The following is a 21,827-nucleotide window of genomic DNA, read 5'->3' on the forward strand; positions in this document are numbered from 1 at the left end:
ATTGAAATTACTTGAGGATGTTACTTTTTAATTCTTCATTTTCTTTAAAATATTTTAAACTCATTTTTTAAACATGAACACAAAGTTTATATAATCTGCAGGTAAAAATATCATAAACACGTAATATATTACCTATATGAAAGACTGACAGATCTAAATAACAACTTTTGGCTGGTAAAAATGGAACAGAATTCAAACCTAAAAGGACATTCAAATAGATTCGAAATGGAACAATATATACTGGTATTCATATTTTTGATAGAGCAGCGCTGGGGTTATATAATCAATAAAGAACTTGCAGATGATAAAATAACAACTAAACAATGGTTAATGATGATTGTTATAGAAAACGCATTTGACCACGACCCATCTATGCAGGAAGTTGCAGATGCATTAAGTACTAGCCATCAAAATGTAAAACAGCTGGCAGTCAGATTAGAATCAAGGGGCTTTATGAAGATAGAACGAGATCTCCATAACAGGCGTATTTTAAGACTGAGAACTACAGATGAATGCAGAAGGTACTGGGAAAAAAGGAGTCCTGAAGATGCTAAATCTATAATTTCTCTATTTAAAGGATTGGAGGATGAAGAAATAAGTTCATTATTCAATATTGTAATGAAACTGGAAAAAATATCAGGAAACCTGTATAATGAAGCTAAAAATGCAAAAAAGTAAACTGAATGTTTTAAGCCATTATCCAAATATATTAAAAGTTTTAGGATAGATTATCGATTTATCCATCCTTTTCTAGCTCATCGGTTACTGTACATTCTTTCATAATAAGCCAAGTATTCACCGCTTTTTATCCGTTCCCACCACTCTTTGTTATCTAAATACCACTGTATAGTTTCAGCTATACCTGTTTCAAAGGTATATTTTGGTGTCCAGCCCAATTCACTTTGTATTTTGCTGGAGTCTATAGCATATCTCCTATCATGACCTAATCTATCTTTTACAAAGTTGATAAGAGATTCAGGCTTATTTAAATTTTGAAGAATTAACTTTACTATATCTATATTCTTTTTCTCGTTGTTTCCACCTATATTATAGATTTCTCCAATTTTGCCCCTATGAAGGACAAGATCTATAGCAGAACAGTGGTCATAAACATGCAGCCAATCTCTTACGTTCAGCCCATCACCGTATACCGGCAGCGGCTTGTTTTCAAGGGCGTTGGATATCATTAAAGGGATTAATTTCTCAGGGAACTGATATGGTCCGTAATTATTGGAGCATCTGGTTATGTTTACCGGCAGATCAAACGTTTTATTATAAGCCCTGACCATTAAATCTGCGCTGGCTTTACTTGCAGAATAAGGACTATTAGGAGCTAGAGGAGTATTTTCCCTGAAATAACCTGTTTTTCCCAATGAACCATAAACTTCATCAGTTGATACCTGCAGATACTTTTTAATACCATATTCTTTGGCAGCGTCTAAAAGAACCTGAGTCCCAAGTACATTTGACTTTATAAATATTTCAGGATCTTCAATACTGCGGTCTACATGAGATTCTGCTGCAAAGTTTACGATGTAGTCCGCATCAGATGTGATTTTAAAAACTAAATCTTTATCGGTTATATCTCCTTTACAAAAGGTATAATTAGGATTATCTTCAATCCCCCTCAAATTCTCCAGATTCCCGCAGTATGTAAGGGAGTCTAAATTGACAAGTTCATAGTCCCCATATTTATCAAGCATATATCTTACAAAATTGCTTCCTATAAACCCTGCTCCCCCAGTAATCAGTATCTTTGTCATTATTTGTTCTCCACAGCATTATTTAAAAATCAGTACCAGTTTCTATAAATGTTTTCCACTTCATGTCCTTTTCAGAGAGCATAATTTCCATATCTTGACCAATTGGCCATTCAACGTTTATATCAGGGTCGTTCCAGAGTATTCCTCCTTCATCATGAGGATCATAAAAGTTGGTGCACTTGTAGGTAAATTCTGCTTCATCTGAAAGTACTAAAAAACCATGTGCAAATCCTTCAGGTACATAAAACTGTTTTTTATTTTCATCAGAGAGAACGGCTCCTTCCCATTTACCATATGTTGGTGAATCCTTTCTTAAATCAACCGCCACATCAAATACTTCCCCTTTTATAACCCGGACCAGTTTACCCTGAGGTTTGGTATACTGAAAATGGAGCCCCCTTAAAACCCCTTTTTTGGATTTGGACTGGTTATCCTGAACAAAGTTAAAATCTAATCCTGCTTCCCTAAATTCTTCTGCATGGTAAGTCTCCATGAAGTAACCCCTTTCATCTCCAAACACTGTAGGTTCTATGACATAAACACCATCAATAGCTGTTTTTATAAATTTAAATTTACCCATATTAACTCTCCACATATTTTCTAAATTTGAATCTTAAAATCGATTGTTATTGACTAGCTCAGTAAGATAATTGCCGTATTCAGTTTTTTCTAAAGTTTTCGCCAGTTTAAGGACTTTTTCAGCATTTATCCATCTATTATGATAAGCAATTTCTTCTAAACATGCTATAAAAAATCCCTGCCTTTTCTGTATAGCCTCAACAAAGTTGCTGGCCTCTAAAAGCCCATCATGTGTTCCTGTATCTAGCCATGCCATTCCACGACCTAACAATTCCACTTTTAATTGCTTCCGCTTCAAGTAAACCTCATTAACAGATGTAATCTCAAGTTCTCCCCGAGCAGAAGGCTTTACGTTTTTAGCTATTTCAATTACATCATTATCATAGAAATAAAGTCCAGGAATAACATATTTTGATTTCGGATTCTCTGGTTTCTCTTCAAGAGAAAGTACATTACCATCCTCATCAAATTCAACTACACCAAAAGCCCTTGGATTTTTAACATAATATCCAAAAATAACTGCACCCTTTTTCAGTACTGCAGCCCTTTTTAATATTTCACTGAACCTGTGACCGTGAAATATATTATCTCCAAGTACTAAAGCCACACTATCATCGCCAATGAAATCTTCTCCAACTATAAATGCTTCTGCAAGCCCCCGGGGTTCATCTTGCACTGCGTACGAAAAAGAAACCCCCAGATCACTGCCGTCCCCTAATAACTCTTTATAAAGAGGCAAATCTCGAGGAGTGGAAATGATTAGTATTTCCCTGATACCTGCAAGCATAAGAACAGATAATGGGTAATAAACCATTGGTTTGTCGTAAATAGGTAGTAACTGCTTTGAAACAGATTTTGTAATCGGGTAAAGTCTTGTACCAGATCCACCTGCCAGAACTATTCCTTTCATTTGTTATCCCTCCTTTATGCAGCCCATTTATAATAAGCCCATATACTCCCTTAAAGCCTCTTTATAACTTCGAATTTCTGGAAAACCTTCCATTTTCCAGTTATAATTTTCAAGAACTGAATATTCGGGTCTTAAAGCAGGAGTAGGAAACTCTTCTGTAGTAACTGGTTTTACTTCAATGTCAATTCCAGCTATATCAAAAATTTCTCTGGCATATTCATACCATGAACAGTATTCACTATTTGTAACATGATAGATGCCGTAGGCTGGTTTTTTAATAAGTTGCGTAATGGCATTTGCGAGATCTACAGTATAAGTGGGAGAACCTACCTGGTCATTAACAACGGAAATAGTATCATTTGTTTTAGCTAAATTAAGCATTGTAGTAACAAAATTAGGGCCGTGGTAGCCGTATAACCATGCAGTTCTAACTATATAAAATTTGTCTAAAATGTCACGGGTATAAACTTCACCTAAATACTTAGTTTTGCCATAAGCACTTAATGGGTTGGTTTGATCATATTCATAATATGAACTGCCCTTAGTACCATCAAAAACATAGTCTGTAGATATATAAACAAGGGCACTATCAGCTTCCCTGCATGCAGCAGCAACGTTCCTTGTTCCCAGCACGTTTACTTTGTATGCTAAATCAAATTTGGATTCACATTCATTCACATTGGTAAATGCCGCGGCATTCACCACAACATCAGGATTAATCTCCTTTACTGTTTTGATTGTCTTATTAATATCTGTAATATCTAAAGTGTCAATTGTAGTGGTACTGATTTCATTTTCTGCAGATAAACTATCCACTAAATCATGACCCAGCATACCTTCAGAACCAATGATTAATACTTTCATTTTTTCAAATCCTATTAGTAATTAAATTAATATACATCAAACTTATGTTTTATTTAAATTTATAATTTGTTTTAGGTTTATATTACTTATTATAAATAACATATACGTGAAATTTAATGAAATGGATTATTACATAAAATAGAGATATACATAACTTTAATTCAGTTGTTATTTGATGAATAATCAATCAGGAATAGTGAAAATTTATACTACAATTAACTTAATATAATCAATTTTACGGCTTATCTGGAACATTTTAGCGATCTTTTTAATTCTATCTGCTGAACCATCTAAAATAAATATTTCAAGACATGTGCTGTCTTTAAGGTGGCTGTGAATTTGTGTGTTGACAATATCTTCAAAATCATGTTTTATTTCAGTTACCCTGTCTTCAACTTCCTGTTTATGAATTAAAACAAGTATCGCATTAATTTGACCTTCTAAAGCCTCTTTTTCCTTATTATCTGCTATTAACATCCTCGCGCTTGCTCTAATTACATCAGATCTTCCAGAAAAACCGACTTCATCTTTTATTCTATCTATTTCTTCAAGCAACTTTTCGTTCAATGATATACTGACAATTGGCATGTTGTATTATAAGTTAATAAGCTATTATAAAGATTATGCTAAATTTTATTAACATTATATTTAAATATTAATAAGAACTAATAATAAAGCATACAAAGTTTAATAGCTTGGGGGGCTATGAATGGAAAAGAGAAGAATAATAATAGTATCATTACTTTTAATATTCATTTTAACAGCAGGATTATTCATTTATTTTGCTGCAAGCGGTCAAGAAGAATCAGATAACAGTAAATTAAACGTAGCAGTGAGTATAGGTCCGCAAGTTGAGTTTGTTAAAGCTGTAGGGGGAGATAAAGTAAATGTAATTTTAATGGTGCCCTCTGGATCAGACCCGCATACCTACGAGCCGTTACCTGAGCAATTAACCAACATCTCAAAAGCAAGAATGTATGCAGAAGTAGGGTCATCTGTAGAATTTGAAACAAATTACATGTCCAAAATAAAAAGCATTAATCCAGATATGCTTATTGTAAACTGTTCAAAAGGGATAGAATTAATGCCTAATACTGCAGAAAATGAATCTGATGAAGTGGACCCCCACGTTTGGACAAGCCCTAAAAATGCTAAGATAATGGTTGAAAATATATGTCATGGATTAGTTCAGATAGACCCTGCCAATAAAGATTACTATCAAAAAAACCGTGACCAGTATTTACAGAAACTTGATGAATTAGATAAAAACACGACAAAAACATTTAAAGAGAAAAATACTTCTATTATACTGGTATTTCACCCTGCTTTCGGTTATTATGCCAAAGCCTACAATCTTACCATGATTGCAGCTATGATCAACGATGAAGAACCATCACCACAGCGAATCGCAATGATGGTGGATACTGCCAAAAAAAATAATATAAAAGTGGTATTTACAGAGCCACAGTACAACCCCAAATATATGCAGTCAGTGGCCTCCCAAATAGGAGGTAGAGTTGTATTTGTAAATGATCTTGATGAAAATTACCTGCAAAACATGGAAAATGTCGCTAAAGCATTTGCAGGGTCTTAAAAAAATTAATTTTAAGTTATTTGTATTATCATTTATGATCAGCAATATAACAGAAATATACTGCTGATTTTTTTTATTTAACAGTTAATTATATAAATTGAATGTTAAATTATGGATATTACATCGTTGAAACCAGCAATATAAGCTGAAAAATATGTTAACCCCATAAGTCTAACAACAATAAAAAAAAACGAAGGTTAAATTATGGCTTCAAAAGTAGTTGAAATTAGCAATGTTTCAAAAAAATTTGGCAAATTATCAGTTCTTCATGATATTAACCTCATTGTAAATGAAAAAGATTTAATGGCAATAATAGGCCCAAACGGAGGTGGAAAAAGTACTCTCATTAAAATCATCATGGGGATCCTGACACCAGACACCGGTGAAGTCAAAATCTTCGACAGGGAACCTAAAAAATCCAGAAAATTAATGGGATATCTACCGCAGCATGTTGCTTTTGATCCTGATTTTCCTATAAACGTTTTTGACACAGTACTTTCCGGCAGATATCACGGATTATTTAAAGGTTACAAAAAAAGCGATGAAAAAGCAGTCAAAAAAGCTTTAAAAAACGTGGAAATTTACAAATTAAGAGATAGACAAATAAATGAAATCTCAGGGGGACAAATGCAGAGGGTTTTTATAGCTCGTTCCATTGTAAGAGAGCCTAAACTTCTCCTTATGGATGAACCCATGGCCAGTATAGATCCTGAAATGCAAAATTCGTTCTACAAATTATTATCCCGTTTGAATGATAAAATGACTATAATCTTAATAAGTCATGATGTAGGGGCAGTTTCGGCCCATGTTGATAAAATAGCATGTCTTAACCGTGAATTATTTTATCACGGTTCAGTGGAAGGTTCTGCAAAAGGATTAGAAGAGGTTTATAAATGTCCTCTTGAACTTATAAGCCATGGTATTCCCCACAGAGTTCTGGGAAAACATGAAAAATAATACAATAAAGGAGATTATTGATGATTGAAAATATACTTCAGTATCAGTTCATGCAGAGAGCGTTCATAGCAGCGGTGCTTGTGAGTATCGCATGCGGAATCGTTGGAACCTACGTAGTTATAAAAAGAATAGTCTCTCTAAGTGGAGCAATATCCCATGCTGCTTTTGGTGGTGTAGGTCTTGGCTACTTTTTAGGTGTAAATCCAGTACTGGCAGCTATTCCATTCAGTATTTTATCTGCAATGGGAATAGGCGCAATTAGAGATCGGGTTAAAGTTAGTGAAGATACAGCTATTGGAATATTATGGAGTGTAGGTATGGCTATTGGTATAATTTTCATAAATTTAACTCCAGGAAACGCTCCAGACCTCTTTAGTTACCTTTTTGGAAGCATACTAACCATAGACAACTCTGATCTTTTTATAATGTTCATTTTAGATCTAATAATTATAGCAACAGTTTTCCTGTTCCAGAGAGAATTTCTGGTTATATCATTCGATGAAGAATTTTCAAAGGTACTGGGAGTTCCTACAGAATTTATTTACATGCTTCTCCTGTCCCTAGTGGCTTTAAGTGTTGTAGTTCTTATTAAAGTAGTTGGAGTTATCCTTATAATTGCCCTTTTAAGCATTCCTGCTGCCATAAGCAAACAGTTTACCTATAATATCAAAAAATTAATGGTATTTTCCATTATAACCGGTGCTATTTTAACTGTGATTGGCCTGCTGCTTTCATACATATTCAATTTAGCTTCAGGAGCAACTATTATTTTAGTTTTAGGAATAACTTTCACAGTAGTTTCGCTGGTAAAAAAATACTGGTAATTCATTATAATCCAGGTTATACATCAAATAAAAGGATTAAAAATGGAATTTGCCATTCTAAACTTCTTTTTCTTAAGATTTTATGCACAGATAATATCACATGTGAAATAATTCACATTTTAATGGACAAAATTTTATTTATTTGTGATAATTACTTTAAATCAAGGGCCGAACAAGTCCTGGTGAAAAGTATGGATAAAATCATCCTTCTTGTTATTTTTTCCATTCTTTTCACCTCCTTTATGCCTTCTGATTTTGAAATTTTATACACCAGACATTAAAATAAGAAATTTATGTTGAAATTTTTAATTTTATGAATTTGAAATTGAGAGTGTTGCGAAATTTTAAATTTAGCAAGTGTTAAAGATGATAAATCTTTGACAGATTTTTTTGGGGATTTTAACAGTTCTTATCGCCTTAAATTCTTTGAATTTTGAGAATTTTAGCAATTTTTAAAAAATAAGTTTTATATGCAGACCAAAATATAATTATAAATTGGTCTGCAAATGTATGCGTGGAGGCGATAACTAGGCAACTATCTATATTTACATGCACTAGTTTTCAATTAGTTAATATATTATTACTTATTAATAATACTTTCCATTATTTGATATTATCAACTTATCAACCTAATAATCAGTATATTGTACATTCCCAATATTGAATATATCATCCAATTTAAAATTTCTCTAATAAATTTAATTGAAAATACATAGAACTAGTTAATCAAGTTAATTACATTAATTAAAATTGAAAGCTTGAATATTCAAAAATAATTAAATTTATACAATGATCCGTGATTATAGATAACATATCTGTTTTAAACCATTTTTAGATGTTATATCAATTAAATTATAGATTCAAAAATTTAATATAAATAATCTCAAAATAAAAAAATAAAATTCAAATACTGTTTAAACTTTAATTTCACTTAAAATAAGACAAATTTTCTTTTTATCTTCCATGAACTCAATTGAACCATTAAAATGTTCTAATATTGTCATTATAAATTTTAACATTGATTTAGATTTTTTAGATCCATTAATATCTTCTCCAAAATCACCATAATCCATGACCAGTTTAACAGTCCCATCATAAGATTTTAAACTAATGTTTAACTCACATTTATCCTCATCTGATTCAAAGTAGTTACCTTCAATAAATTCATATTTTAATTTATCTGATATAAGCTCATTTAGAATTAATCCAAGGATAATTGCAGTATTTATATCAATTAAAACTCCACCAATATCTAAATTTAGTTTAACAAGATCTTTATCAACAGCATATACATCCAGTAGATAATTTATGAGGAGAGCAGTATATGTATTAAAATTAACCATTGCAAAATCTTCGGACTGATCTAGTATTTCATTAAGCATCATAATAGCATTTATACGAGTCTGGCTTTTAATATAGAAATCAGCTGAATCTTCTTCTTTAATTACAGAGGCATCTATAGTTATTATAATTGAGATCAATTCAAGAGTAAACTGAATACGCCCATATATTTCATCTATGAGCGTTTCTTTTTCCTTTATTTCTTCTTGAAGATATTTATTGGCTCTTTCTAGCTCTTCTGTTCTTTTTTCAACCAGTTCATTTAGATAATATCTGTGCCTGATTAATTCATCTTCAATTAATTTACGTTCAATAGCATAAGATATAGATCGAGACAATAAAAGACTGTTAACCTGTCCTTTTACAAGATAATCCTGTGCCCCTTCGCTTACAGCTTTAATGGCTGTTTCTTCATCATTGAACCCGCTCAATATTACAATAGGTATCTCAGGGGCCTGTTCATATACGCTGAAGAATGTATCAAGCCCAACACTATCAGGAAGACTCAAATCAAGCAGTAAAATATCAAAATCATTCCTAACAAGACACCGAAGCCCATCAGAAAGTCTTTTAGAATGGTGCAGTTCAAATACCGGACTTTTAACTTCTTTCAACATTTCCTCTATTAATCTGAAATCTTCAGGATTATCTTCAATTATTAAAACTTTGATAAGCTTATCCTCCATATCTTAACCCCATCAATCTCCATTTAAATTAGAAGGTAATTTAACAACTGAAAGCCAAAAATCTTCAATAGAGTTTATAACTTTAAGAAACTGGTCAAAATCCACAGGTTTGGTGATATAACAATTTGCATGATTATTATAAGTTTTAATTATGTCTTCTTCAGCACTTGAAGTAGTTAAAATGACAATTGGCACGCGTTTTAATGAATCATCTTCCTTCAATTCTTTTAAAACTTCACGACCGTCTTTACGGGGCAAATTTAGATCAAGCAAAATAACATCAGGTCTCGGTATGTCTGCATACTCCAATTCTTGATTTAAAAAGGCCATTGCCTCTACACCATCCTTTACCACGTACAATCTATTTTTAGTTTTTGTATCTTTGAAGACTTCTTTTATGAGTCGTGCATCTGCGGGATTATCTTCAACCAGTAAGATATTTATTGGATTGGTCATCATTGTATTCCCTCCTATGAAGTATACTTTTTAAAAGCACAAATTCCATATATTAATTTAAAGTATTATATCTTTTCTGACTATTTAATAAATTGTGCAGTGAGTACTCAATTATTTTAAACAATGTTAAAATATTTTAACCCGCCGGTTAACTTAAACAAACTAATTTATAAGTTTAAAATATAATTAGATAAAAATATAGCATTAAATTTTAATTTTAACTTAGAAAACTGTGAAAAATAAGAATTCTAAAAATATAGAGCATATTCTATTATTTAAATTTGAGATATAACTTACAAAGTTATATTCCAATTATAATCGTATCATATATGTTAATGGAACTCCAGTTTTTTACTACAGATTCTATAGGAATAAGTAACTGTATAACATCACCCATGCCCCTACAGGGGAATATTATACAAGTATTATTGAATTTATCTGTATTGGAATATTTAAATATTAAAAAAGATTTTTCTCACATGATTTTAAAGTATTTTATGATAGAAATAGTAACGAGATAATTGTTATATCCAAGACTAGAAAAATGGATTTTACATACAGTAACTAGCTCATAGATATAATGAGCTATAATTACTTAAGCATTGTAATTACATGATATCCAATAATAGTAAATTAGATAAATGAGAAAAAACTTATATATGGTTTATTATCGTATTTAGACTTGTAACTTTAGATAAATACTTAACAGGACGTTATAAATATTAATTTCTTTTAAACAAAATAATTTTAATAAATATATTCAAATCCCATTATATATAATGAGAATAGTCATGGATGTTAATTTTATTTAAAGTTTTAAGGCTACATTTAAATTATAATTTTATCATATATTCTATTAGAATTAATTTCCATATCCCTTTTAAACCATGAAGTTAATTAAATTAAATTAGTAAACATTAAATTAACTATTCTTAAATTTACATAAAGGAGAAGTGAGATGACCAACGACAATATTCCAAAGGACTATGATCATAAAAAAGAAGCCTTATGGCAGGATAAATGGCAAAGAGACGATACATATAAGTTCATAGGTGACGGAACAAGGCCAAATTACATAATTGATACACCTCCACCATATCCTACAGGTGCTACCCATATGGGGCACGTCTTAAACTGGACATACATAGACATAATAGCAAGATTTAAAAGAATGCAGGGCTATGATGTCCTTTTCCCACAGGGATGGGACTGCCACGGACTCCCTACAGAAGTTAAAGTAGAAGAAACCCACAATATCAAAAAAGGAGATGTTGCAAGGGCTAAATTCAGGGAAATGTGTGTAGATCTTACACGTACAAACATCAAACAGATGAAATCCCAGATGCTGTCAATGGGTTTTTCACAGGACTGGTCCAGAGAATTTGTGACCATGACTCCAGAATATATGAAAAGGACGCAGCTGTCCTTTTTAAAAATGTATGAACAGGGTTTGATTTACAGAGGAATTCACCCTGTAAACTGGTGTCCAAGATGTGAAACTGCGATAGCTTTTGCAGAAGTAGAATACCATGAAAATGAAACCTACCTGAATTATCTGGAATTTCCAGTTGAAGAAAGTGAAAAAGGTCTCATGATAGCAACAACCAGACCTGAACTTTTATCAGCTTGTGTAGCTGTCGTTGTACACCCTGAAGATGAAAGATATAAAGAAATGGCGGGGAAAAAAGTAGAAATACCTTTATTTGGGCGTAACGTTGAAATAATAACGGATGAAGAAGTTGATCCAGAATTTGGTACCGGAGCAGTTATGATATGTACCTTCGGTGATAAAACTGACGTTTTATGGGTAAACAAATATAATCTGGACATAATAGAAGCACTTGACGAAAAAGGTGTAATGAAAGATGTTTCATGCAAATATGCAGGTATGAATACCCAGGACTGTAAAAAACAGATCATTGAAGACCTGAAAAATGAAGGGTACCTCAAAAAACAGGAAAAAGTAGACCAGAACGTTGGATTATGCTGGAGGTGTAAAACTCCAATAGAAATACTGGTTAAAAATCAGTGGTTTGTAGCAGTAAAAGACCTCATACCCGACGTAAGAGAAGCCAGCGCTGAAATGAAGTGGACTCCAGAGCATATGGAAACACGTCTTTTGAACTGGACCGGTTCAATGGACTGGGACTGGTGTATATCCCGTCAAAGGATATTTGCAACTCCTGTTCCAGTATGGTACTGCAGCAAGTGTGGAAAAGTACATCTTGCAACTCCAGATATGCTCCCAGTAGATCCAACACAGGACAAACTAGAAGGAAAATGTGAATGCGGTAACGATGAATTCATCGGAGAAACAGACGTACTCGATACATGGATGGACAGTTCAATAAGCCCTCTTTCTATTACAGGCTGGCCTGACGAGGATTTTAAAAAATATTACCCTGCATCACTCAGGCCGCAGGGGCATGATATCATAAGGACATGGGCATTTTACACAATACTCCGGTGTAAAGCACTTACAGGAGAAAAACCATTTGATGAAATAGTCGTCAACGGAATGGTATCTGGTGAAGACGGCCATAAAATGAGTAAATCAAGGGGCAACACCATATCGCCAGAAGAAGTGCTTGAAGAATACGGTGCAGATGCACTCAGGCTTTGGGCTGCAAACAGTGTCCCAGGTTCTGATGTTCCTTTTGCATGGAAAGATGTAAAATATGGATATAAATTCATTAGAAAATTCTGGAATGCATTTAGATTTATAAATATGCATATACAGGACTTTAAACTAAGCGTAAGTGAAGAAGAAATCCAGAAAAACTTAGATCCTATGGATAAATGGATATTATCAAAATTAAACAGGCTGCTTGCTGATGTAATGGGTTCAATAGAATCATATAATTTTGCCAATGTAGTAAACAGTATTCAGGCATTTATCTGGCATGATTTCTGCGATGAATACATTGAAGCTGTAAAATACAGGCTTTACAATGATTCTCCAGAACTCGAGATGTCAAAAGAAGCCTCCCAGTATACACTTCAAGCGGTTATATCGACTTCACTAATCATGCTGGCACCGTTGACTCCTCACTTTGCAGATGAAATTTACCAGTATGTTTCTGATACGGGTATAAGCATCCACAAAACTCTGTGGCCAGATGTAAACTTTGAATTAATTGATGATGCGGCAGAAGAAACTGGAGAAATCGGAGTAGAACTTATAGGAGAGATCAGGAGATTCAAAGCATCCAAGAAAATGCCTTTAAATGCAAAGATTAAAACTCTAAACATATACACTCCTGATACTGCTTTAATTGGCCAGATCGAAAACCTGAAAGAAGATATAAAAGGCACCATGAGAATAGAAAGTTTAGATGTGATGACGGGAAAACCAGATATTAAAGAAAAAGTAGTTGAAATCACCCCAGTCATGGCAAAAATAGGTCCTGAATTTAAAGGAGACGCTCCTAAGATTGTAAACTATTTACAGTCCGAAAATATGGATGAAATTGTAGCAACTCTTGAGGATAAAGGAGAAATCACAATTGAAGGCAACAAACTGACATGGGACCATATTGAAGCCAAGAAAGTGGCGGTTGGTAAGACTGGAGAGAAGGTAGAAGTAATTCACGCAGCTAATTTAGATGTAATCTTAGAGGTAATTGTTTAACCTAAAAATTTCGAAAGAGTTTACACCGCTTAAAAATAGAAAATTTTTAAAAATTTACGTGATTCAATGGAACTGGAAATTCAAAAAACTGATAAGATTGAAGGGGTTATAAAAGCTCCTCCTTCCAAAAGTTACACCCACAGGGCTATTATAATTTCATCACTTGCAGAGGGGAAATCTATACTCAATGACCCCCTGTACTCTGAGGACACACTTGCATCTTTAAATGCATGCCGGGCACTTGGATGCGAAATTAAAAAAGAAAATGACAGATGCATCGTTAATGGTACTGGAGGAGTTTTAGAAACACCAGAAGATGTTGTAGACCTTAAAAATTCAGGGACAACACTTAGAATAATGACCAGCGTCTCGGCTCTTGCTTCAAATTATACTGTTTTAACAGGCGACAGCTCACTTAGAACAAGGCCCATGCAGGATTTATTAGATGCCCTTAAAAATCTGGGAGTTACGGCATTTTCATCTCGAGGAAATGGGAAACCACCAATATGTATCAAAGGAGGGTTTAAAGGAGGCAAAACAGGTATAAAAGGTGATGTAAGCTCTCAGTTTATTTCATCTCTTCTTATCGCATCTCCCTATGCCCAGAATTCTGTTGATATTAACGTGGATGGTGATTTCATTTCCAAACCTTATGTAGATATGACAACAGACATCATGGAGAAATTTGGAGTTAGCCTGGACTACAACAAAAAACAGGGATCATTCCATATAGATCCCCAAACCTACAAAAGCAGGGATTATACAGTTGAAGGAGATTATTCCTCAGTTTCTTATATAATAGGAGCGGCCGCAGCACTTAACGGTAAAGTTACGGTGAGAAATGTTTTTAAAGACTCAAAACAGGGCGATAAACAAATATTAGATATTGTCAAGGATATGGGTGCTGAAGTTAAAGTTAAAAAAGATGAAGTTACAATAATTGGACAGGGAGAACTTAACGGTACGCATGTAAACCTGGAAAATGCTCCAGATCTGCTGCCCACTGTAGCAGCACTTGGAGCCGTATCAAACGGCGTTACAACTATTGGGAATGTAGAACACGCCCGTTTTAAGGAAACAGACAGGATTCATACCTGTGCCCTTGAACTCTCAAAACTTGGCGTAAAGGTTACAGAAAAAAAAGATGGGCTTGTAATTAAAGGAGGAGCTAAAGGGGGAATAGTTAAATCTCATGGAGACCACCGCCTTGTGATGGCGCTCTCGCTTGTTGGATTAAAAACAGGTGGTTTAACCATAGAAAACGCGTCAGTTTATGATGTATCGTTCCCTAATTTCCCAGAGGCTATGAAAAGACTTGGATGTAATATAAAAACAAAATAGAACCATTAACTAAATTTTATTTAATCCTTTAACTACAATGTACACTACTACAAAAAATTTTCCCACAAAAAAGCAAATACCTTTAGTACTCCAACTACATGGTAATCTATTTAATTACTGAAAATATAGTATTTTTATTACAAAAAGGGGAACCAGATGGACATGACAAGAAAAAAAGTAACCAAAATCGTAATCCTTGGGTCAGCTGATTCAGGAAAAACAACTGTTATAGAAACTCTTTTAAATAGAAGAGAAGAAAAAGTAACCAAAATAGAATGTAACGGTACAACAGTTTCACTTGATTACGGAAACACTGTTATTAACGGTGAAAAAGTCCATATTTTCGGCACTCCAGGTCAGGAAAGGTTCAAATTCATGCGGGAAATATTAACTACCAATTTAAGCGGTGCAATTGTAGTAGTTGATAATTCTGTAGGCGTCACAGACATGGATATCAGAATACTGGAAACACTAAACAGTGGAAACATTCCATATGTAATTTTTGTAAATAAACAGGATATTGCTCCTGGAGATCTTGAATCCGAATATATAAAACCCCATACTCCACTAATTCCAACCACTGCAACAACAGGAGAAGGAATTCAAGAAGGATTAGAAGTTCTCTTAAACTTAGTATAAAACCTTAATAATTTTAATTTTCTTTTATTGATAATATGTATTCAATTATTTTAGGACCATCAACCATCGCAAGCCAGTTCTGGTGTGAAATGGCAGTGGACTTGAGGCGTCAGTATGGTGAAGTTCAAACACCCGAGAAAGAAAAAGGCAGCGAAATTCATAAAGACAGATTTCTCGAGATTTTAGAAGAAATAGTGGTTGAAATAAAGACTCCTGCCGATAAACTTCATTCTAATGTTCATAACATGAATGTAGAACTTGATCTATACCAGAAAGAAGGTTTAACCCGTGAACTACCTATTTTATCTAAATTTAGAAATGCGCTGATAAAAGGTATTATTGACGAGATTAAAGTTGTAGAAGAAGTTGAAGGCCTAAAAACACATAAAAGAACTCAAATAATTGAGATGAAGACTCGAAAAAGCCAGAATCCACCATCATCCCAGCAGATAATTAAAGATAAAATGCAGGGCATGATTTACTGGTACGTGCTCAACGCCATGATAAATGGAAAGACTGAAATGGGAGATTTCTGGTCTGCTTACGGTGTTGATTTAATTGAACCTGATTTTAATGAAATTATTTTAAGTGAGGAATATATGGAAAGCCTTCAAATTCCTGAAAATGAACAAAAAGAAGTTGGTACCTTACTGGGGATTGGAACACTTATAACTGAAGTTATCCAGAAATTTAAAGAACTCCCAGAACTATCTAAAACCATAGAAATTATTTATATAAATCAAAAAACACTTACAGAAGTCCACAGGGAAAAATACAGGTTCGACGAAAGGTTTTTTACCCGCGGAATGGAATGGGCACTTGAGTACTGGTCTGGAAAACGGAGCCCTACCTCTGTTGGAGAAGCAAACAACTGGAAATGCAACTTCTGCGGCTATTACACTCTCTGCCCTGCTATCCACAAGAAATGGAAACAAGGTGATTGAAATTCAAACTCAAATGAAAATCAAAGAAATAATGGACAGGCTTCATAAATACGTTAAAATACCTGTGAAAAATCCAAATCCATTCAGGGTCCTGATTACAACTATTTTATCCCAGAGAACACGGGATGAAAATACAGATGAAGCAGCAGCTACCCTTTTTGCAGTATACAAAACACCAGAACAAATCGCCAACGCTCCCACTGAAGAAGTAGAAAAATTGATCAAAAAAGCAGGTTTTTTCAGAGTAAAAACAAAACGGGTAAAGGAAGTTTCAAGAATAATCCATGAAGACTACAAAGATGTCGTTCCTGATGATATAAATGAACTTCTGGCTCTTCCAGGAGTGGGAAGGAAAACAGCAAACTGTGTTCTAGTTTATGGGTTTAGATTAAATGCAATTCCCGTAGATGTACATGTACATCGGATATCAAACCGGTTAGGGCTTGTAGAAACAAAATCTCCAGAAGAAACTGAAATGGAGCTCATGAAAATTGTTCCTGAAGACTACTGGCTTGATTTAAATGAGAGTTTTGTGAGGTTTGGGCAGGATATCTGCAGACCTATTGGCCCTAAGCATGAAGAGTGTCCGATTAATGACCTGTGTGATTTTTACAGGGATATGAAGAAGTAATCCTCTTAAAAAATAAAATCAATTAACTAATTCTTACTTCTTTCAATTTATACATCTGATTATTCTTCCATGCTATTTTATGTATTATTGTCTCCTACTTTTAAAAATTAATGTGCTAATATACACTTTTCTTGATTTATTTACAATATTATTTCATTAACTCTTTTTTTATTTCGTGCAATCTTTGTTATTTTTATGTAAAACAATCTTTTAACCACTCTCAAAAAACAGAAATATTTCATTAAAGTTCATTTTTAGAAATTATTAAATAATATTGACCATATAATAAGTAATACTTTTCTTACTAAAATTACTGGTATTGAAGGTCGGATATGCGTGGGAAATATTATGTACATTGCATCATTCACGTTAATCGTTCTTACTTTAGCTGGCGCCTTGAGTATGGTTAATGTAAACGATTATTTTACCAAAAGCAATGCCTATGAAAATACTGCACAAACAATTGACCCCCACGATGATATAAAAATTTTAAATGAACAGATGGTACTAACTGGGCTAGATAAATATGTTATCAACGGGCAGGCACAAAATACAGGGCAGTACAAACTGAGATATGTTTCTATAACCGTCAATTTTTATGATAAACGCGGACATTTATTATATTCCAGTTTTGATGCTAAAAGCTACATTAATCCAGGTGAAACATGGAATTTTGAAGTTCCCTATCGAAAATCAGGTACGCCCTATTCTTACAGCGTAAAAGTTGGGCCAACTTTACTTAAATAAACATTAAATTTTTAATTTTGGAGAAATAATACTCAGTTAAGAGATGATTACAACATTTTTGCAGGATATGATTTACAGCGGACAAAATCCATTGCATACTAATTATTCTCAATTACAATTAGCTCAGATATGCCCTTGCACCTAATTTTAGACATAATATAAATAAATCATAGTTTTTACTGATCTTATTGAAATTGTAAATTATTCCTTTTTTAGAGAACGCCTTCTGTAAAGAATTATCCAGATCATTGTCACAATCCCTGTAAATACAGCCACATACACTAAAGTAACAGCACTTTCTCCCCCATAAATGATACTCCACAGTATTTTTAAGAAAATTATAATAAACAACAGGATTATACCCCATTTTAATGATCGTTTCCAGAAGGCATAACCCAGCAAGAAAATTCCTGCAATTAATGCTCCAAATTCAGTTAATTTCACAACTGATAAAGGGCCTAATATCCACTCTTTCTCATTAGCAAGGAATTCTTCTACTGTGGGGTTCACCACATCTGGTGCCTGGAAAAAAACAGAACTTAAAAGTGTTAGAAAAATCATAGCTGCGGCAAGGGTTGCATTTCTTTTAAGTGCAAAATAACAAAATCCTATCATAAATACTGGCCTAATTAACCAGCTTAATACATTAGCGTGCCTGCTGAAGTACCAGTTAGCAAATCCTGTATTTGTCATTAGTAATACCCATAAAAGAACACTTAAAGATGCAAATAATAATAATCCAAAGTATTTTCTAAGGAAAGTATACATTTTATTTGTAGTGGTGTTTATTTTGTCCATAAAAATGTACCCCGTTCTAAATCTTTAAAAATCTTCGATGTATATTAACAAATCTTAGATATCTTAATTTTTATAATTACCTCCAGACATATCTGGAAAATATTATAAATTATATAGTTCAATAATTAGATCATGCGAATGTTGAAAATTAATTTAGAAAGGTCTATTTTATATAAACTGACTGGTTCTTTATTTTTTAAATCTGTAAAGAGTATAGACCTCCTGGAATGCCTCAAAATAGATACACAGGATAATTTTAAATTAATAATTGTTAAAATTGTGGTTAAGGATGGAACAGATCTAAAACAACTGAAATTACCAGAAAATGCTGCAATTTTGGATATATTAAATTCAGATAATGGAACATATACCTGTTTGATGAAGGTTCATTTTAACAAAGTATTTATCCCTGTACTAAAGAAATTTTTCAAAGATAATATCATCTGGAAATCCCCCACCTATATGAATGAAAATGCCATTAGTTTAACCTGTATAGGTGATGAAAAAAGTTTAAATAAGATTATACAAGATATAGGTGACTTTGAAACCTTTAAAAATGCAAAGTTGAGTTATTTTCATTCATGTATTGAACAAAAAGGAATACAACAAATTTTAACCAGCAGACAGCTTGAAGTAATGCGTTGTGCAAAAGACTGGGGATATTACAACTCTCCCAGAAAGATAACATCTAAAGAATTAGCTGAAAAGATGGGTTGTTCCAAATCAACCCTGCTTGAGCATCTAAAAAATGCTGAAAATAAAATTGTAAACTACATCATCTAATCTAAAATATAATCAGTATTATATTCGTGACCTAATGAAATCATAATGTATGATAATTTAATCTTTAAAATTAGTTTCTATTTTTAAAAGAAAAACAACATTTTTATAATAGTAATTAGATTATTAAAAATTATTCTAAGCCTTAATTTATTTAATAAACCAATTAAATATTATAAAAGTTCATTTAATCTGTTGAAATCTAATCCAGGGAACTTAAAATAATTATAATAGAACTATATTTATTCAAACCTTTCAGCAAGCTTTTTGATCCCTTTTTGGAACTTGGGAGAGATATAAATAACAGGCTGTTTAATTGAAACAGCTTTATCCCTCAAACCTTTATCTGCAGTAAAAAGAATTGAATCTGTGGCGACAGCAACTTCCAGAATCATGTCATCTTCAGTATTTATAAGTTTATTCCTATTTTCCGGCCAATCTATTCCATAATTACAATAAATGATATCTATTTTTCTTTCAGCTTCTAACTCCTTTAACTTATTTATTTCATTGTAAAACCCTGCCTTTAATTTTCCTTCACATAAAATTAAAACTATTTCTTCAACAAAATCAGGAATTAATATCTCAAAGCAATCTAAAAATCCCAGTTCTACCACTCTTGAGAGCGTATGGGAGATTAGAATGCATATATCCGGTAGAATCCTAATAATTCAGATCAGCTCCAATTTCATTTAATCATGCCATATTTTGTTTAAGCTAAAATTTAATTTAATCTATTAACATTTAACATCGATTTTAGTTGGATTATATTTTATTTTTGTTGTTTTAATTATTTTAATCAGATGCAATCAACAGCCTATCACGAAAAATAGAATTTAGGACTTTTACAATTTCTAAACATTATTACAGCAAAATCAGAATTTTTAGAGTTAGATATCGACGCCCAGATGATATACCTTATTTAAGTAATAGCAGGTTAAAATTTCATTTATAATAATTTTTGATTTTCATATTTATTTTGTTCTATTAATTAATTCGTAAAATAAATTAATATCAAATAACATAATAATATTACTTATTATATTAAAGGGGGATGAAACTGTGATCAATATTGATAATTTTCCAGTAGAATTAAGATGGAAAATTGCTGCCCAATCTGCAAGTTCACTGCTATTAACCCATGAAAAAGTATATAAAGATATTTTAGGTCCAGATTACAAAAAAATTCAACCATTAATGGATACAATTAATTACATATCATGGATCCAGGATGGAAAAAATGCAAGTATCCTATCAAAATATCTAGGGCTTCCAGCTAAAACTGCAGAAGAAATTGAGAAAACCAATGAATTAATCTCAGAAATTCTTTATGGGCCCGAAATAAAATATAAAATAGTTTATACCGTTGGAGATCATGCAAAAAGCCAAATAATAAGCTGCCCATTTCTAAATAGAGCTAAAGAGATAGGTTTAGAAAGTAAAACTCTTTTTGAGAACTGTAATGCTTATCATGAAACATTTGTTAGTAATTTAAACCCAAAATACACGAAAAAATTTACCAAAGCAATGTGTAATGGCGATGAATACTGTGAAACATGTATTGAATTAAAAAATTCATTTACTGAATAAAATATTTACAGTAAATGACGTAACTTTTTAAACATATAAATTTTTAGGTATTCCAAAATCGAAGCTCACAAAAAACCAAATGTTTTTTTTGTGATTCAAAATTCTACGAATTTTGAAGGATTTTCACTGTGTCAAAAATATTTGGTCATTCACTATAAACAGGATTAAGTGTAAAGCTGTTTATTCCTAACATAAATTATAGGCTATTTTACAGGTTTACATTTTAAATGATCCTTGGTCTCGTGATAAATTTTCCAGTATCCTGATTTTTCTATTTTATCTTTAGCAGTATCCCTTTTTTGGTGTCCTTCATCAATAATCAAAGTTCCATTATCTTTAATGAGCCTATTAAGTTCCCCCAGAAATGTTGTTGGGTCTTTTATCATAAAAAACATGTCAATGGCACAGATAACATCTGCTGTCTTATCTGGAAGAGGACAATTATATCCATCAACAAGAACAGTTTCTGTGTTTTTCAGCCCCAGTTTTTTTATCCTTTTATTTACTTCTTCAGCTGCCATTTCATGAATATCAGCAGCATATACCTTTCCATTTTCTCCAACAAGTTTAGCAAACTCTATTGTGTACCTACCAGGCCCACAGCCATAATCAATTACAGTTATGCCTTCAGATATACCAAACGTTTTAGACCTTTTTTTAGCCGAGGGATAAATTAAATCCATGATCTTAAATGTAAAATTCATGAATTTAAAGGAACTATCTGACATTTTTTCATTTTTTACCATACAAGT

The 21,827-nt window shown here is 32.7% G+C and carries 22 protein-coding genes; 12 read left to right on the forward strand and 10 right to left on the reverse strand.

What is annotated here, in order from left to right:
• Window positions 1-180: 180 nt before the first annotated feature.
• Window positions 181-678, forward strand: a complete 498-nt coding sequence (locus ASJ80_RS11275) for a MarR family winged helix-turn-helix transcriptional regulator (protein WP_069583664.1) — start codon at window positions 181-183, stop codon at window positions 676-678.
• Window positions 679-755: 77 nt separating this feature from the next.
• Here ASJ80_RS11275 and rfbB read toward each other — a convergent pair whose 3' ends face one another.
• The 5 genes from rfbB to ASJ80_RS11300 form a co-directional block, all read right to left on the reverse strand.
• Window positions 756-1,763 (reverse strand): dTDP-glucose 4,6-dehydratase, encoded by a 1,008-nt coding sequence (gene rfbB / locus ASJ80_RS11280; RefSeq protein WP_069583665.1) that lies wholly within the window; start codon window positions 1,761-1,763, stop codon window positions 756-758.
• Between the two features lie 22 nt (window positions 1,764-1,785).
• Window positions 1,786-2,343 (reverse strand): dTDP-4-dehydrorhamnose 3,5-epimerase, encoded by a 558-nt coding sequence (rfbC, locus tag ASJ80_RS11285; protein WP_069583666.1) that lies wholly within the window; start codon window positions 2,341-2,343, stop codon window positions 1,786-1,788.
• Window positions 2,344-2,376: 33 nt separating this feature from the next.
• Entirely contained in the window at window positions 2,377-3,252 is an 876-nt protein-coding gene (rfbA, locus tag ASJ80_RS11290) for a glucose-1-phosphate thymidylyltransferase RfbA (protein WP_069583667.1), read from the reverse strand.
• Window positions 3,253-3,279: 27 nt separating this feature from the next.
• Window positions 3,280-4,116, reverse strand: coding sequence for a dTDP-4-dehydrorhamnose reductase (rfbD, locus tag ASJ80_RS11295; protein ID WP_069583668.1), 837 nt, complete (start codon window positions 4,114-4,116; stop codon window positions 3,280-3,282).
• Window positions 4,117-4,320: 204 nt separating this feature from the next.
• Window positions 4,321-4,704 (reverse strand): CopG family ribbon-helix-helix protein, encoded by a 384-nt coding sequence (locus tag ASJ80_RS11300; protein ID WP_069583669.1) that lies wholly within the window; start codon window positions 4,702-4,704, stop codon window positions 4,321-4,323.
• A 121-nt stretch (window positions 4,705-4,825) separates the two neighbouring features.
• Here ASJ80_RS11300 and ASJ80_RS11305 point away from each other — a divergent pair, with 121 nt between their 5' ends.
• The 3 genes from ASJ80_RS11305 (at window position 4,826) to ASJ80_RS11315 (ending at window position 7,491) form a co-directional block, all read left to right on the forward strand.
• On the forward strand, window positions 4,826-5,710 hold the full coding sequence (locus ASJ80_RS11305; RefSeq protein ID WP_069583670.1) for a metal ABC transporter solute-binding protein, Zn/Mn family: 885 nt from the start codon (window positions 4,826-4,828) through the stop codon (window positions 5,708-5,710).
• A 204-nt stretch (window positions 5,711-5,914) separates the two neighbouring features.
• Window positions 5,915-6,667 (forward strand): metal ABC transporter ATP-binding protein, encoded by a 753-nt coding sequence (locus tag ASJ80_RS11310; RefSeq protein ID WP_069583671.1) that lies wholly within the window; start codon window positions 5,915-5,917, stop codon window positions 6,665-6,667.
• A 20-nt stretch (window positions 6,668-6,687) separates the two neighbouring features.
• The gene (locus ASJ80_RS11315) at window positions 6,688-7,491 is read left to right on the forward strand and encodes a metal ABC transporter permease (RefSeq protein WP_069583672.1); all 804 of its coding nucleotides are present in this window, start codon (window positions 6,688-6,690) and stop codon (window positions 7,489-7,491) included.
• A gap of 914 nt (window positions 7,492-8,405) precedes the next feature.
• On the opposite strand, the gene ASJ80_RS11320 is transcribed toward ASJ80_RS11315, so the two are convergent.
• A complete protein-coding gene (locus ASJ80_RS11320; protein WP_069583673.1) occupies window positions 8,406-9,518 on the reverse strand; it encodes a response regulator in 1,113 nt (370 codons plus the stop codon).
• 12 nt (window positions 9,519-9,530) lie between these two features.
• Entirely contained in the window at window positions 9,531-9,977 is a 447-nt protein-coding gene (locus ASJ80_RS11325; protein WP_218105052.1) for a response regulator, read from the reverse strand.
• A 955-nt stretch (window positions 9,978-10,932) separates the two neighbouring features.
• Between ASJ80_RS11325 and ASJ80_RS11330 the strand changes: the two genes are divergently transcribed.
• The 6 genes from ASJ80_RS11330 to ASJ80_RS11355 all read left to right on the forward strand — a co-directional run bounded on the left by ASJ80_RS11330 (window position 10,933) and on the right by ASJ80_RS11355 (window position 17,907).
• Window positions 10,933-13,605, forward strand: coding sequence for a valine--tRNA ligase (locus ASJ80_RS11330; RefSeq protein ID WP_069583674.1), 2,673 nt, complete (start codon window positions 10,933-10,935; stop codon window positions 13,603-13,605).
• 66 nt (window positions 13,606-13,671) lie between these two features.
• Window positions 13,672-14,946, forward strand: coding sequence for a 3-phosphoshikimate 1-carboxyvinyltransferase (gene aroA / locus ASJ80_RS11335; protein ID WP_069583675.1), 1,275 nt, complete (start codon window positions 13,672-13,674; stop codon window positions 14,944-14,946).
• A 156-nt stretch (window positions 14,947-15,102) separates the two neighbouring features.
• Window positions 15,103-15,585: a GTP-binding protein gene (locus ASJ80_RS11340; protein ID WP_338036868.1), complete on the forward strand. Its 483-nt coding sequence runs from the start codon at window positions 15,103-15,105 to the stop codon at window positions 15,583-15,585.
• Between the two features lie 35 nt (window positions 15,586-15,620).
• Window positions 15,621-16,529 (forward strand): exonuclease V, encoded by a 909-nt coding sequence (locus ASJ80_RS11345; RefSeq protein ID WP_083240950.1) that lies wholly within the window; start codon window positions 15,621-15,623, stop codon window positions 16,527-16,529.
• Window positions 16,530-16,542: 13 nt separating this feature from the next.
• The gene (locus tag ASJ80_RS11350) at window positions 16,543-17,160 is read left to right on the forward strand and encodes an endonuclease III domain-containing protein (protein ID WP_069583677.1); all 618 of its coding nucleotides are present in this window, start codon (window positions 16,543-16,545) and stop codon (window positions 17,158-17,160) included.
• 348 nt (window positions 17,161-17,508) lie between these two features.
• The gene (locus ASJ80_RS11355) at window positions 17,509-17,907 is read left to right on the forward strand and encodes an FxLYD domain-containing protein (protein ID WP_069583678.1); all 399 of its coding nucleotides are present in this window, start codon (window positions 17,509-17,511) and stop codon (window positions 17,905-17,907) included.
• Window positions 17,908-18,108: 201 nt separating this feature from the next.
• Here ASJ80_RS11355 and ASJ80_RS11360 read toward each other — a convergent pair whose 3' ends face one another.
• Window positions 18,109-18,705 carry a hypothetical protein gene (locus ASJ80_RS11360; RefSeq protein ID WP_069583679.1) on the reverse strand — a complete coding sequence of 199 codons (597 nt, stop codon included), beginning with the start codon at window positions 18,703-18,705 and terminating at the stop codon, window positions 18,109-18,111.
• 132 nt (window positions 18,706-18,837) lie between these two features.
• Here ASJ80_RS11360 and ASJ80_RS11365 point away from each other — a divergent pair, with 132 nt between their 5' ends.
• Window positions 18,838-19,488 (forward strand): helix-turn-helix domain-containing protein, encoded by a 651-nt coding sequence (locus ASJ80_RS11365; RefSeq protein ID WP_069583680.1) that lies wholly within the window; start codon window positions 18,838-18,840, stop codon window positions 19,486-19,488.
• Between the two features lie 239 nt (window positions 19,489-19,727).
• Here the strand turns inward: ASJ80_RS11365 and ASJ80_RS11370 are convergent, their stop codons facing one another.
• Complete coding sequence (locus tag ASJ80_RS11370; RefSeq protein ID WP_069583681.1) at window positions 19,728-20,102, reverse strand: hypothetical protein; 375 nt, start codon at window positions 20,100-20,102, stop codon at window positions 19,728-19,730.
• A 445-nt stretch (window positions 20,103-20,547) separates the two neighbouring features.
• Here ASJ80_RS11370 and ASJ80_RS11375 point away from each other — a divergent pair, with 445 nt between their 5' ends.
• A complete protein-coding gene (locus ASJ80_RS11375; RefSeq protein ID WP_069583682.1) occupies window positions 20,548-21,075 on the forward strand; it encodes a hypothetical protein in 528 nt (175 codons plus the stop codon).
• Between the two features lie 203 nt (window positions 21,076-21,278).
• Here ASJ80_RS11375 and ASJ80_RS11380 read toward each other — a convergent pair whose 3' ends face one another.
• Window positions 21,279-21,821, reverse strand: coding sequence for a class I SAM-dependent methyltransferase (locus tag ASJ80_RS11380; RefSeq protein WP_069583683.1), 543 nt, complete (start codon window positions 21,819-21,821; stop codon window positions 21,279-21,281).
• Window positions 21,822-21,827 lie beyond the last annotated feature (6 nt).

Origin of the sequence: Methanobacterium bryantii (assembly GCF_002287175.1) — an archaeon.
Taxonomy (GTDB): Archaea; Methanobacteriota; Methanobacteria; order Methanobacteriales; family Methanobacteriaceae; genus Methanobacterium_D; species Methanobacterium_D bryantii.